The sequence below is a fragment of the Mesorhizobium sp. 128a genome (genome assembly GCF_053848025.1).
In genome coordinates, this window is record NZ_JBSPKY010000004.1 from 40949 (window position 1) to 54051 (window position 13103).

At 62.8% G+C, this 13103-nt stretch carries 11 protein-coding genes; 4 read left to right on the forward strand and 7 right to left on the reverse strand.

Annotated features, from left to right (window positions below):
* Positions 1 to 151: 151 nt before the first annotated feature.
* From uvrA to ACWTU9_RS08940, 4 genes are all read left to right on the forward strand, one after another.
* Complete coding sequence (gene uvrA / locus ACWTU9_RS08925; protein ID WP_454587078.1) at positions 152 to 3073, forward strand: excinuclease ABC subunit UvrA; 2922 nt, start codon at positions 152 to 154, stop codon at positions 3071 to 3073.
* A 34-nt stretch (positions 3074 to 3107) separates the two neighbouring features.
* Positions 3108 to 3572, forward strand: a complete 465-nt coding sequence (locus ACWTU9_RS08930; RefSeq protein ID WP_455857979.1) for a GNAT family N-acetyltransferase — start codon at positions 3108 to 3110, stop codon at positions 3570 to 3572.
* A 25-nt stretch (positions 3573 to 3597) separates the two neighbouring features.
* Positions 3598 to 4401 carry a DUF72 domain-containing protein gene (locus ACWTU9_RS08935; RefSeq protein WP_455857980.1) on the forward strand — a complete coding sequence of 268 codons (804 nt, stop codon included), beginning with the start codon at positions 3598 to 3600 and terminating at the stop codon, positions 4399 to 4401.
* A 231-nt stretch (positions 4402 to 4632) separates the two neighbouring features.
* Complete coding sequence (locus ACWTU9_RS08940; RefSeq protein ID WP_455857981.1) at positions 4633 to 5778, forward strand: GGDEF domain-containing protein; 1146 nt, start codon at positions 4633 to 4635, stop codon at positions 5776 to 5778.
* On the opposite strand, the gene ACWTU9_RS08945 is transcribed toward ACWTU9_RS08940, so the two are convergent.
* The 7 genes from ACWTU9_RS08945 to urtA all read right to left on the reverse strand — a co-directional run bounded on the left by ACWTU9_RS08945 (position 5775) and on the right by urtA (position 12870).
* Positions 5775 to 5951, reverse strand: coding sequence for a hypothetical protein (locus tag ACWTU9_RS08945; protein ID WP_112561526.1), 177 nt, complete (start codon positions 5949 to 5951; stop codon positions 5775 to 5777). The genes ACWTU9_RS08940 and ACWTU9_RS08945 overlap by 4 nt on opposite strands.
* 312 nt (positions 5952 to 6263) lie before the next feature.
* Positions 6264 to 6908, reverse strand: coding sequence for a glutathione S-transferase family protein (locus ACWTU9_RS08950; protein WP_455857982.1), 645 nt, complete (start codon positions 6906 to 6908; stop codon positions 6264 to 6266).
* 174 nt (positions 6909 to 7082) lie between these two features.
* A complete protein-coding gene (urtE, locus tag ACWTU9_RS08955; RefSeq protein WP_142876834.1) occupies positions 7083 to 7778 on the reverse strand; it encodes an urea ABC transporter ATP-binding subunit UrtE in 696 nt (231 codons plus the stop codon).
* A gap of 69 nt (positions 7779 to 7847) precedes the next feature.
* The gene (gene urtD / locus ACWTU9_RS08960) at positions 7848 to 8594 is read right to left on the reverse strand and encodes an urea ABC transporter ATP-binding protein UrtD (protein WP_455857983.1); all 747 of its coding nucleotides are present in this window, start codon (positions 8592 to 8594) and stop codon (positions 7848 to 7850) included.
* A gap of 4 nt (positions 8595 to 8598) precedes the next feature.
* On the reverse strand, positions 8599 to 9828 hold the full coding sequence (gene urtC / locus ACWTU9_RS08965; RefSeq protein WP_455857984.1) for an urea ABC transporter permease subunit UrtC: 1230 nt from the start codon (positions 9826 to 9828) through the stop codon (positions 8599 to 8601).
* A complete protein-coding gene (urtB, locus tag ACWTU9_RS08970) occupies positions 9825 to 11441 on the reverse strand; it encodes an urea ABC transporter permease subunit UrtB (RefSeq protein WP_455857985.1) in 1617 nt (538 codons plus the stop codon). The genes urtC and urtB overlap by 4 nt, the downstream gene beginning before the upstream one ends.
* Before the next feature lie 118 nt (positions 11442 to 11559).
* Complete coding sequence (urtA, locus tag ACWTU9_RS08975) at positions 11560 to 12870, reverse strand: urea ABC transporter substrate-binding protein (protein WP_112561521.1); 1311 nt, start codon at positions 12868 to 12870, stop codon at positions 11560 to 11562.
* Between the last annotated feature and the right edge of the window lie 233 nt (positions 12871 to 13103).

Below are 13103 nucleotides of genomic sequence, written 5' to 3' on the forward strand. Positions count from 1 at the left end.
TTCCGCTTGCCCCTTCGGGAGAAAGACGGTTAAACGACTTTGGTCGAGAAGTGTGACGTGTCTCGACGTGGCGGCAAAAATACCTACATAGGGGGTGGCCGGGATAACCCCGCCGATCCCACTGATACCAGACTTGAGGCGGCGACCGGCGATGGCCGACCATAAATACCTTTCCATTCGCGGTGCACGCGAACACAATCTGAAGAATGTCGATCTCGACCTGCCGCGTGACAGCCTGATCGTCATGACCGGCCTGTCGGGCTCCGGCAAATCGTCGCTTGCCTTCGACACCATCTATGCCGAGGGCCAGCGCCGTTATGTCGAGAGCCTATCGGCCTATGCGCGCCAGTTCCTCGAAATGATGCAGAAGCCGGATGTCGACCAGATCGACGGCCTGTCGCCTGCCATCTCCATCGAGCAGAAGACCACGTCGAAGAACCCCCGTTCCACGGTCGGCACCGTCACCGAGATCTACGACTATATGCGCTTGCTGTTCGCGCGCGTCGGCATCCCCTATTCGCCGGCCACCGGCCTGCCGATCGAAAGCCAGACGGTCAGCCAGATGGTCGACCGGGTGCTGGCGGTCGAGGAAGGCACGCGCCTGTTCCTGCTGGCGCCGATCGTGCGCGGCCGCAAGGGCGAATACCGCAAGGAACTGCTGGAGTTGCAGAAAAAGGGCTTTCAGCGCGTCAAGGTCGATGGCGTCTTCTACGAGATCGCCGATGTGCCGGCGCTGGACAAGAAGTACAAACACGACATCGACGTCGTCGTCGACCGCATCGTCGTGCGCGGCGACCTGGCGACGCGGCTTGCCGACTCCATCGAAACGGCGCTGAAGCTCGCCGAGGGGTTGGCGGTGGCAGAATTCGCCGACCGGCCGCTCGACGCCAGCCAGACCGGCGAGGACTCCGTCAACAAGTCGAAGAACGAGACGCATGAGCGCATCCTGTTCTCGGAAAAATTCGCCTGCCCGGTGTCCGGCTTCACGATTCCGGAGATCGAACCCCGGCTGTTCTCGTTCAACAACCCGTTCGGCGCCTGCCCGACCTGCGACGGTCTCGGCAGCCAGCGCGCCATCGACGCCAGCCTGATCGTGCCGGACGAGAACGTCTCACTGCGCGACGGCGCCGTCAGCCCATGGGCGAAGTCGACCTCGCCCTATTACGCGCAGACGCTGGAAGCGCTGGGCAAGGCCTACGGCTTCAAGCTCGGTGACAAGTTCAAAGACCTGACCGAAGAGGCAAAGGAAGCCGTTCTGCGCGGCACCGGCGAGCGCGAGGTCACCTTCCAGTATGATGACGGTCTGCGGTCCTACAAGACGACCAAGACATTCGAAGGCGTCATACCCAATCTGGAACGGCGCTGGAAGGAAACCGAATCCGCCTGGATGCGCGAGGAGATCGAGCGCTTCATGTCGGCGACGCCCTGCCCCGCCTGCAAAGGCTACCGGCTGAAGCCGGAAGCGCTGGCGGTCAAGATTGCCGGAAAACACATTGGCGAGGTCACCGAGCAGTCGATCCGCAGCGCCGACAAATGGTTCACCGACCTGCCGGCGCAACTCAACGACAAGCAGAACGAGATTGCTGTCAGGGTGCTCAAGGAAATCCGCGACCGGCTGCGCTTCCTCAACGATGTCGGCTTGGACTATCTGACGCTGTCGCGCAATTCGGGCACTCTGTCGGGCGGCGAGAGCCAGCGCATCCGCCTGGCCTCGCAGATCGGCTCAGGCCTCACCGGCGTCCTCTATGTGCTGGACGAGCCGTCGATCGGCCTGCACCAGCGCGACAATGCGCGCCTGCTCGACACGCTGAAGCACCTGCGCGACATCGGCAACACGGTGATCGTCGTCGAGCACGACGAGGACGCTATCCTGCATGCCGACTATGTCGTCGACATGGGCCCGGCCGCCGGCATTCATGGCGGCGAGATCATCGCCCAGGGCACGCCGCAGCAGGTGATGGCCAACCCGAATTCGATCACCGGCAAATATCTATCGGGCGCGCTTGAAGTGGCCACGCCAGGTGTCAGGCGCGAGGCGAAGAAGAACCGCCGGCTGAAGATCGTCGGCGCGCGCGGCAACAATCTGAAGAACGTGACCGCCGAAATCCCGCTCGGCACCTTCACCGCCGTCACCGGCGTGTCGGGCGGCGGCAAGTCGACCTTCCTGATCGAGACGTTGTTCAAGGCGGCGTCGCGGCGCATCATGGGCTCGCGCGAACATCCGGCCGACCACGACCGCATCGAGGGCCTCGAGTTCCTCGACAAGGTCATCGACATCGACCAGTCGCCCATCGGCCGCACACCGCGCTCCAATCCGGCCACCTATACCGGCGCCTTCACCCCGATCCGCGACTGGTTCGCCGGCCTGCCCGAGGCAAAGGCGCGCGGCTATCAGCCGGGCCGGTTCTCGTTCAACGTCAAGGGCGGCCGCTGCGAGGCCTGCCAGGGCGACGGCGTCATCAAGATCGAGATGCACTTTTTGCCCGACGTCTACGTCACCTGCGATGTCTGCCACGGCAAGCGCTACAACCGCGAGACGCTCGACGTCGTGTTCAAGGGCAAGTCGATCGCCGACGTTTTGGACATGACGGTCGAGGAAGGCGTCGATTTCTTCGCCGCCGTGCCCGGCGTGCGTGACAAGCTCGACACGCTGAAGCAGGTTGGCCTTGGCTACATCCATATCGGCCAGCAGGCGACAACGCTGTCCGGCGGTGAGGCGCAGCGCATCAAGCTTGCCAAGGAATTGTCGCGCAAGGCGACCGGCAAGACGCTCTACATCCTCGACGAGCCGACCACCGGCCTGCATTTCCACGATGTCGCCAAGTTGTTGGAAGTGCTGCACGAACTGGTCGACCAGGGCAACACGGTGGTGGTCATCGAGCACAATCTCGAGGTGATCAAGACCGCCGACTGGGTGCTCGATCTCGGTCCCGAAGGCGGCGACGGCGGCGGCGAACTGGTCGCCCAGGGTACGCCGGAAGCCATCGTGCGCGAAAAGCGCAGCTATACCGGGCAGTTCCTCAAGGAGTTGCTGGAGCGGCGGCCGGGGGGCAAGCGCGAAGCGGCGGAGTGATAGACGCACCGATCGAGCGCCTGGAGAGTTTCGAATGACATTCCGACAGGCGCTTGCCGGTGATCTCGACACAGTCGTCTCGCTGACGCAGGCCGCCTACGAGCATTACACACCTCTGCTAGGCGCCCCGCCGATCCCGGTCACCGAAGATTATGCGCCACGCATCGAACGCGGCGAGGTTTGGCTCTTGGAGCGTGGCTCGGATCTCGCCGGGCTGATCGTCATCGAGCGGCATCCCGAGCATGCAATGATCTTCAGCGTCGCGGTCTCCCCCGCCTTCCAAGGCAGGAAACTCGGCACGGCGTTGCTCGACTTCGCGGAGGAGCAGGCGCGCTCGTGGGGCATTCCGGAGGTTCGGCTCTACACCAATTCGCGTATGGAGCGGAACATCGCGATCTATACCGCCTATGGTTTTCGCGAAACCGGCCGCCGGGCCAATCCCCACCGGCCGGGGTGGATAGTGGTCGATATGGCAAAACCTGTCGGCGAGACGGCCTGATTTTTCTGAATTAGGGAGGACGACTATGAGCAAATCCGGAACAATCCGTTCAGGCATGGGTGGCTGGACTTTCGAACCCTGGGATACGTCCTTCTATCCGGACAAACTGTCGAAGGCCAAGCAGCTGCACTATGCCAGCCGGCAGGTGCCGAGCATCGAGGTCAACGGCACCTACTATTCCAGCTTCAAGGAGCCGACTTTCGTCAAATGGGCGAGCGAAGCCCCGGACGGTTTCGTCTATTCGCTGAAGGGCAATCGCTTCGTCACCAACCGGCGCGTGCTCGGCGAAGCCGGCGAATCCATCACGCGCTTCCTAGGCTCAGGCGTCGCGGCACTCGGCGAGAAGCTCGGGCCGATCCTGTGGCAGTTCGCGCCGACGAAGAAATTCGATGCCGACGATTTCGAGGCCTTTCTGAAACTGCTGCCGGAAAAACAGGACGGGGTGGCGCTGCGCCATGCACTCGAGGTGCGCAACGACAGTTTCATCGTGCCGGAATTCGCCTCACTCGCTCGCAAATACAAGGCGGCGATCGTCTATGCCGACCATGCCAAATACCCTGATATCGCCGACATCACCGGCGACTTCATCTATGCGCGGCTGCAGTCGGGCTCGGACGACAATCCCGACTGCTATACGCCGAAAGGGCTGGACGAATGGGCGGCGCGGGTGAAAACCTGGGCGGAAGGCAAGCAGCCGGCCGATCTGCGGCGGGCCGACCCGGCTTTCGACGCGCCGGTGAAGCCGCGCGACGTGTTCGCCTACTTCATCACCGAGGGCAAGGTGCGCGCGCCGTTCGGCGCCATGGCTCTGATGAAGCGGGTAAGCTGATCGGCTGAACGGTTCGCCCCTCGTCGCGGAAAATAGCGAACCGCTCCTCCCGCTTTGGGTTAATGCGATTCCGAACGTCCGAACGCGCAACAGCGCTTCAACCCAGAATTGCTCCAATCAACCGATGCGCGATATCTTCCGCCCCATCGTAACCTTATCGATACCACCTTGCTGCATAAATCCGGTTGGGCTCCGTCGTCGCGACAGGTAGCCGCGAGCAAGGACGAGGGCATGTCGCTCGACTACAATTCGCTTCTGCTGGCTGTCGGTTTTTCCGCCGCTTGCCTCGGCATGACTTTGTTCGGCATCTGGCTGACCGCGCGCTCGGAAAAATTCCTGCTGACTTGGGCGGTCAGCGTGCTTCTGATCGTCGCCGACGTCTTCGCCTACCAGGCCTATATCGACACGCCCGGACGCCTGCTTGGCCTCGCCACTTTCACCTTCCTGCTGCTTGGCTTCGCGACCATGCTGGGCGCCGCCCACCAATTCACGACCGGCCGCTCGCCACTGCCGCGCATCGCTATTGGCGCCGGCGTCTCGCTGGCGATCGCCTTGCCGCCGATGGCGCTCGGCTATGACGGGCTGGGCTTCATGCTGGAAAATGCCTTCGCCGCGCTGCTCCTGTTTGCGACGGCCTATGAATACTGGAAGGGGCGCACCGAATTCCCGGCGCCCATCATCGGCATTGCCGGGCTTTACACAGCCACTGCCATATCCTTCGTGCTGTGCTCCGGGGTGCTCGTCTGGGATGGCAGGCTGGTGCTCGGCCATGCGCCAAGCAACTGGGCCGAGGATCTCAGCCTGATCGTCGTCATCGCCTGCATGACAGGCATCGGCGCGCTGTCGCTGGCGCTCAACCAGGGACGCCTGGCACAGCATCACCGCCGCGAAGCGCTGACCGATCCGCTGACCGGCCTGCTCAACCGACGCGCTCTGTTCGACCTGCATGGCAAGACGCCGGTGGGCGTCTTCACCGCCGTGATCGTGTTCGATCTCGACGGATTCAAGGCCATCAACGACGAGTTCGGCCACGCCACCGGCGACGAGGTGCTGAAACTGTTTGCCAAGGATTTGACCGCCAATCTGCAGCCGGGCGACATCGCCGCGCGCATGGGCGGAGAGGAATTTGCGCTGGTCCTCGATCGCATCTTGCCTGAGAAGGTGGAATTCATAGCCGAGCGCATCCGGGCCAGTTTTGCCTCGCGACGGATCGACACCGAGACCCGCCTGCTGGCCTGCACGGTCAGCGCCGGCTACGCCTTCGGCAGCGAGGGCGGCACCAAATTCGACAAGGTGCTCAGCGCCGCGGACAAGGCGCTCTACGGCGCCAAGCGCGGCGGCCGCAATCGCGTGCTGGCCTTCCGGCGCGCCGGTTAGGCCGCCAGCACGATCTCGTTATAGGTATCGAGATCGACGTAGAAAACCTTGGTGATTTCGCCGATCAGCTCATCCTGCTGGTAGCCTTGGGAGCGCAGAATGTTGATGGCGGTGATGATGTCGACGCGCTCCGTCAGCCGTCGTTTCTGGTGGTCCTCGACGAACCGCTCCATAGCCCTATTCTCCTGGCAAGATTATCTGGACGCATTGACCGACAATCAGAACTGCGAGGGAAAGCTAGGGCGGCTTGCTTGCGTGGAACTTGCAGGCTGAGCCAGCGCATTCCCTCGATCTACAGAACCAGACTGATACGGAAGCGGCCGACTCACCGAGGCCTGACAAAGACTAGCATGCAGTATTGTGGGTGCCAGTGTTCTGCGCGGCTTCAGCAGAGAAAGACCGACGCGCGGCCTTTCTTCGTACACCGGAATAAGATGGTCGTTGGCGTGAAATGAAAGCCATTGCTTGGGGGCTCGAGCGAGCCTTCAGCTTGCCGCGGCATTGACCGCCAATTGCGCGGCGAAAGCCCGCTGGTAGGCCGGTCGTGCCTCGCCACGGGCAACATAAGCAGCCAGGTTCGGGTATTCGTTCAACAGGCCTGACATGCGCAAGCGCAGCAGAACCGACACCATCAACAGGTCACCGGCGCTGAACGCGCCGTCGAGCCAGTCGGCATCTCCCAGGCGAGCGGACAATTGACCCAGGCGGACGCGGATACGGTCCATGACCAGCGGCAGGCGTTCCTGAGCCCACGGTCGGTCGCGCTCTTGTATCCTGGCGATGGTCAGATCGAGGATTGGCGGTTCCACCGTGTTGAGCGCGGCGAACATCCAGCTGATCGCCCGCGCCCGGGCTTCGGGCGCCGGCGGCAACAGACCCGCATGCCGCTCCGCGATGTGAAAGACGATCGCCCCTGTTTCGAACACGGCAAGTTCGCCTTCCTCATAGGTCGGGATCTGGCCGAAGGGATGCAGCGCCAGATGCGCGGGTTGCTTCATGGCCTGGAAGGAGACGCGGCGAACGTCGTAAGATTGACCCACCTCTTCCAGCGCCCAGCGAACGCGCGTATCGCGTGCCAGTCCGTTGCCGCCATCAGGCGATTGTTCGAAGGCGGTAATCGTGGGGCTCATTGTGTCCTTCTCCTTGCACGCGCCGCCGGGATTCGGCGTCACATGGTAAAGACGGACGAGCGTGCCGGGAGGCTACATCGTTCTTCAAAGAAGTTGCAGAAAGGCAGATTGGGGGAATCGGTCGGGGTGTCGATAGAGGCATCGCCAAGACGTCAGACCCGTTGACCCGACGCGCTACACCGTCAGAAACTTCCTGACATCCGCGCGGTCGAGATCCTGCGCCGGGCCGGTATGGACGATCTGGCCGCGGTCCATGATGTTGACCTCGTCGGCGAGCTCGCGGCAGAAATCGAGATATTGCTCGACCAGAAGCACGGCGATGCCTGCCTGATCGCGCAAATAGCGGATGGCGCGGCCGATATCCTTGATGATCGACGGCTGGATGCCTTCGGTCGGTTCATCCAGCACCAGCAGTTTCGGCCGCATCACCAGCGCCCGGCCGATGGCGAGCTGCTGCTGCTGGCCACCGGAGAGATCGCCGCCGCGGCGGCCCAGCATCTGCTTCAGCACCGGGAACAGTTCGAAGACATGCGCAGGCACGTTGCGGTCGGCGCGCTTCAAGGGCGCAAAGCCCGACTCCAGGTTCTCGCGTACCGTCAGCAGGGGAAAGATCTCCCTGCCCTGCGGTACGAATGCGATGCCCGACCGGGCGCGATCATACGCCGCGCTCCGGTCGAGCGCCTTCCCCTCGAAGGCAACGCTTCCGCTCGTCAGCCGGTGGTGGCCGACGATCGATCTCATCAAACTGGTCTTGCCGACGCCGTTGCGGCCGAGCACGCAGGTGATCTTGCCGGCTCCCGCCTTCAGCGACACGCCGCGCAGCGCCTGGGCGGCGCCGTAGTGGAGCGTGGCATTGGAAACTTCGAGCATGTCAGCGCCTTTTCCAGAAGCGGAGGTACGACAGGTCGAAGCGATGGAATTGCACCCGCCACACCATGCTCATCTCCCCAGATAGACTTCGACGACGCGCTCGTCGGCCGAAACAAAATCGAGCGAGCCTTCCGACAGCACCGAGCCCTCATGCAGGCAGGTGACCTTGACGCCGAGTTCGCGCACGAAATGCATGTCGTGCTCGACGACGATGACTGAATGGTCGCGCGCAATGTCCTTGAGCAGGCGCGCGGTTTCCACGGTCTCGGCATCGGTCATGCCGGCGACCGGCTCATCGACCAGAAGCAGTTTCGGGTCCTGCGCCAAGAGCATGCCGATCTCCAGCCACTGCTTCTGACCGTGACTGAGATTGGCCGCCAGATCGTGACGCTTGTCGCCGAGCCGGATGACGCCGAGAATGTCGTCGATCTGCCGCGCCTCGCCGGCCGAGCGGCCATGGAACAGCGCCGGGAAGATCGAGCGCGGTCCCTTCAGCGCCAGCATCAGATTGTCTTCGACGCTGTGGCTTTCGAAGACGGTCGGCTTCTGGAATTTGCGGCCGATGCCCATCATGGCGATCTCGGCCTCGTCGTGGCGGGTGAGATCGACCTGGCCGTCGAAGAACACTTCGCCCTCGTCGGGACGCGTCTTGCCGGTGACGATGTCCATCATCGTCGTTTTGCCGGCGCCGTTAGGGCCGATGATGGCGCGCATCTCACCCTTGTCGAGCACAAGCGAGAGATTGTTGATGGCGCGGAAACCGTCAAAGGAGACCGAGACGCCGTCGAGATAGAGGATGGTGTTGGATTTCGACATCGCTCTACTCCGCCGGCTGCGGTTCGGCAGCGGAAGACGACCACTCGCCGGCGGTCCGCGCCGCTGCCCGCACGATCTTCGGCGACACGACTTCGGCATCCGTGCCAGCCTCTTCAGCCAGCGATGCCGCGCGCATCGCCCGAGCGTTACCGCGCCAAGAATCCCACATGCCGACGATGCCCTTGGGCAAGAACAGGGTGACGGCGACGAACAGGCCGCCCAGCGCAAACAGCCAGAATTCGGGCAGCACGCCGGTGAACCAGGATTTGCCGGCATTGACGAGCAGCGCGCCGACGATCGGGCCGACAATGGTGCCGCGCCCGCCGACGGCTGCCCAGATCACCACCTCGATCGAGTTGGACGGCTCGAATTCGCCGGGATTGATGATGCCGACCTGCGGCACGTAAAGCGCGCCGGCAATGCCGGCCATGACGGCCGAGACAGTGAAGGCGAACAGTTTGACGTTCTCCGCCCGCCAGCCAAGGAAGCGCGTGCGGCTTTCGGCATCGCGCACAGCCATCAGCAGCTTGCCGTATTTGGAGCCGACGATTGCCCAGGTGATGAAGACGGCAAGCGCCAGCATCACCGCGCTGGCGGCAAACAGCGCCGAACGCGTGGCGTCGGCCTGGACGTTGAAGCCCAGAATGTCCTTGAAATCGGTCAGGCCGTTGTTGCCGCCGAAACCCATGTCGTTGCGGAAGAAAGCGAGCAGCAGCGCATAGGTCATGGCCTGGGTGATGATGGAGAGATAGACGCCGGTGACGCGGCTGCGGAAGGCGAACCAGCCGAAGACGAAGGCAAGCAGGCCGGGCACCGCCAGCACCATGATGGCGGCGAACCAGAAATGGTCGAAACCGGTCCAGAACCAGGGCAGTTCCTTGTAGTTCAGGAACACCATGAAGTCGGGCAGGATCGGATTGCCGTAGACGCCGCGCGAGCCGATCTGGCGCATCAGGTACATGCCCATCGCATAGCCGCCGAGCGCGAAGAAGGCGCCGTGGCCGAGCGAAAGGATGCCGCAATAGCCCCAGACCAGGTCGAGCGCCAAGGCGAGCAGCGCGTAGCAGAGATATTTGCCGGTGAGCGCGACGATGTAAGGCGGAATATAGAACGCGCTGGTCGGCGACACAGCGAGGTTGAGCAGCGGCACGATGATGGCGGCAGCCAGCAGGATGAAAATGGTGATGGCGATGCGGCGGTCCGCACCGGCGGCGAAGAAGCGTCCGGTGATCATGCTTCCACCGCCCTGCCCTTGAGCGCGAACAGGCCGCGCGGGCGCTTCTGGATGAACAGGATGATCAGGACAAGCACGACGATCTTGCCGAGCACGGCGCCGGCATAGGGTTCCAGAACCTTGTTGACGATGCCGAGCGAGAAGGCGCCGACGAGCGTGCCCCAGAGATTGCCGACGCCACCGAAGACGACGACCATGAAACTGTCGATGATGTAGCCGCGGCCGAGATTGGGTGAGACATTGTCGATCTGGCTGAGCGCGACGCCGGCGATGCCGGCAATACCGGACCCCAGCGCAAAGGTCAGCGCGTCGACCCAGGGCGTCCGGATGCCCATCGAGGCGGCCATGCGGCGGTTGGCGGTGACGGCGCGCATCTGCAGGCCCCAGGGCGTGCGCTTCATGACATAGAGCAGAACGCCGAAGACGGTAAGCGCGAAGACCAGGATCCAGAGCCGGTTCCAGGTGATGGCCAACTGGCCGACATCGAACGAGCCCGACATCCAGGAGGGATTGCCGACCTCCTGGTTGGTCGGCCCGAAGATCGAGCGCACCGCCTGCTGCAGGACCAGCGAGACGCCCCATGTCGCGAGCAGCGTTTCCAGCGGCCGGCCGTAGAGAAAGCGGATGACGCCGCGCTCGATGATGAGGCCGACAGAAGCGGCAACCAGAAAGGCGAGCGGCAGCGCAATGACCAGCGACCAGTCGAACAGGCCTGGAAATGAGGTGCGGATCACCTGCTGGACGACGAAGGTGGTGTAGGCGCCGAGCATGACCATCTCGCCATGCGCCATGTTGATGACGCCCATGACGCCGAACGTGATGGCAAGGCCGATGGCCGCAAGCAGCAGCACCGAGCCGAGCGAAATGCCGTACCAGATGTTCTGGCCGGCATCCCACAGCGCCAAGCTCGAATTGATGCTGGCGATTGCTGCTGTCGCCGCATCCTTGACCGCGCCTTGCGCATTGGCTTCCACCGACGTGAGCAGCGACAGCGCATCGCGATCGCCGCGCGCGCCGATGAGCGCGATGGCCGCAAGCTTGTCGGCCTCGGGCTTGTCGGAGACCAGCACCGATGCGGCGCGCGCCTGTTCGAACAGCGCTTTGACCTTGGCGTCGGTCTCGGCGGCGATGGCCGCGTCGAGCGGCTCGATGTTGGCGGCATCGGGCGTCTTGAACATAGTGTCGGCGGCGGCAATGCGCACCGCCGGATCCTTGGCGCGCAGCGTCAGCGTGCCAAGCGCATCGCGGATGACGCGGCGCAGCGTGTTGTTGACTTTGATCTTGGTGAGGTCAGCCTTGGCGGCATCGCCGGTCTTTTCGCCGCTCAGCGGGTCGAGTAGCGCGACGCTGTCGCCGGCCTCATTGCCGACGAAGACCAGGGAATCGGCTTTGCGGATATAGAGATTGCCGTCGGCAAGTGCGGCAAGCGGCCGTTCAACCAGCGGATCGCCGGTGGCGGCAAGCTCGCGCACCACGGCCTCGGTGGCGGAGAAGCCGGTGCCGGTGGCGAATTTGGCGATGATGGCGCGCAGATCGGATTCGGCTGCGTTCGAGGGCAACAGGCTTGCCGCCAGGAACACCAGCATCAGACCTAGGGCACGCAATAGGGTCATCGTCTTCCGAAAGCTTCGCAAAGGTTTGAGGTTTTTGCCCGGGCGAACCGCGATAGGTTCGCCCGGGCCGCGGTCTCGTGTCGTGAGGCCACTCTGCGACACGAAGCCCCGGGAGGGATCAGTTCGTACCCTTGCCGCCGCACCTGCCGGTGGCGACGTTGAAGTTGCCGCAGGACAGAGGCGCGCGCCAATCGGAGATCAGGTCCTTGGAATCAGGCAGATAGTCGGACCATTCGTCGCCCATCACGAGGCCGGGCGTCTGCGACACGGTCTCGAACTGGCCGTCGGCCTGGATCTCGCCGATCAGCACCGGCTTGGTGATGTGGTGGTTCGGCATCATCGTCGAATAGCCGCCGGTGAGGTTCGGCACGGACACGCCGACCATGGCGTCGATGACCTTGTCCGGATCGGTGGTGCCGGCCTTCTCAACCGCCTTCACCCACATGTTGAAGCCGATATAGTGGGCTTCCATCGGGTCGTTGGTGGTGCGCTTGTCATTCTTGATGAACTTGTGCCAGTCGGCGATGAACTTCTTGTTTTCGGGCGTGTCGACGCTCTCAAAGTAGTTCCAGGCGGCGAGATGGCCGACCAGCGGCGCGGTGTCGAGACCGGCCAGTTCTTCCTCGCCGACCGAGAAGGCCATGACCGGGATGTCCTCGGCCTTGATGCCCTGGTTGCCGAGCTCCTTGTAGAAGGGAACGTTGGCGTCGCCATTGACCGTCGAGACAACGGCGGTCTTCTTGCCGGCGGAGCCGAACTTCTTGATCGCCGAGACTTCGGTCTGCCAGTCGGAAAAGCCGAACGGCGTGTAGTTGACCATAATGTCTTCAGCGGCGACGCCCTTGGCCTTCAGATAGGCCTCGAGGATCTTGTTGGTGGTGCGGGGATAGACATAGTCAGTGCCTTCCAGCACCCAGCGCTTCACCGAGCCGCCGTCCTCGCTCATCAGGTAATCGACAGCGGGGATCGCCTGCTGGTTCGGTGCGGCGCCGGTGTAGAACACGTTGCGCTCGCTTTCCTCGCCCTCATACTGGACGGGATAGAACAGGATGTTGTCGAGTTCCGAGAACACCGGCAGCACCGATTTGCGCGACACCGAGGTCCAGCAACCGAACACGGCCGCGACCTTGTCCTTCGAGATCAGCTCGCGCGCCTTTTCGGCGAAGAGCGGCCAGTTGGACGCCGGATCGACAACGACCGCTTCCAGCTTCTTTCCGAGCAGGCCACCCTTGGCGTTCTGCTCTTCGATGAGCATCAGCATGGCGTCTTTCAGCGTCGTCTCCGAAATCGCCATGGTCCCCGACAGCGAATGCAGAATGCCGACCTTGATCGTGTCTTCGGCGGCCTTGGCCGGAGACGACATCGACAGGCCGGCAGCGACCACGCCGGCCGAAAACATTTTTGTTATTGTCGCGAAATTACCCCTCATACCGAAGACTCCCCAGCTAGTTGATTGCACCGCTACACTGCAATGCAACAGCCGTGCCAAACGCAAAGGCCCGCTCGGAAAAAGGGGAATAGCACAACGTTATCAGGCTCCTATTATATTAGCCTAAAGAAAACAAAGGCAGCCGGTTAAAGATTGACTGAGGGAAATTTGCGCAGCGCACAAGGCTTTTGCCCAAGTTTTGCCCAAGTATGACAACTGCCTAGATTTTGAAC

Excerpts from the sequence above, each read along its gene's own strand:
- urtD (WP_455857983.1), bottom strand. The coding sequence starts at position 8,594 with ATGTCGAAATCCAACACCATCCTCTATCTCGACGGCGTCTCGGTCTCC.
- ACWTU9_RS08935 (WP_455857980.1), top strand. The coding sequence starts at position 3,598 with ATGAGCAAATCCGGAACAATCCGTTCAGGCATGGGTGGCTGGACTTTC.
- ACWTU9_RS08930 (WP_455857979.1), top strand. The coding sequence starts at position 3,108 with ATGACATTCCGACAGGCGCTTGCCGGTGATCTCGACACAGTCGTCTCG.
- ACWTU9_RS08940 (WP_455857981.1), top strand. The coding sequence starts at position 4,633 with ATGTCGCTCGACTACAATTCGCTTCTGCTGGCTGTCGGTTTTTCCGCC.
- uvrA (WP_454587078.1), top strand. The coding sequence starts at position 152 with ATGGCCGACCATAAATACCTTTCCATTCGCGGTGCACGCGAACACAAT.
- urtB (WP_455857985.1), bottom strand. The coding sequence starts at position 11,441 with ATGACCCTATTGCGTGCCCTAGGTCTGATGCTGGTGTTCCTGGCGGCA.
- urtC (WP_455857984.1), bottom strand. The coding sequence starts at position 9,828 with ATGATCACCGGACGCTTCTTCGCCGCCGGTGCGGACCGCCGCATCGCC.
- urtE (WP_142876834.1), bottom strand. The coding sequence starts at position 7,778 with ATGCTCGAAGTTTCCAATGCCACGCTCCACTACGGCGCCGCCCAGGCG.
- ACWTU9_RS08950 (WP_455857982.1), bottom strand. The coding sequence starts at position 6,908 with ATGAGCCCCACGATTACCGCCTTCGAACAATCGCCTGATGGCGGCAAC.
- urtA (WP_112561521.1), bottom strand. The coding sequence starts at position 12,870 with ATGAGGGGTAATTTCGCGACAATAACAAAAATGTTTTCGGCCGGCGTG.
- ACWTU9_RS08945 (WP_112561526.1), bottom strand. The coding sequence starts at position 5,951 with ATGGAGCGGTTCGTCGAGGACCACCAGAAACGACGGCTGACGGAGCGC.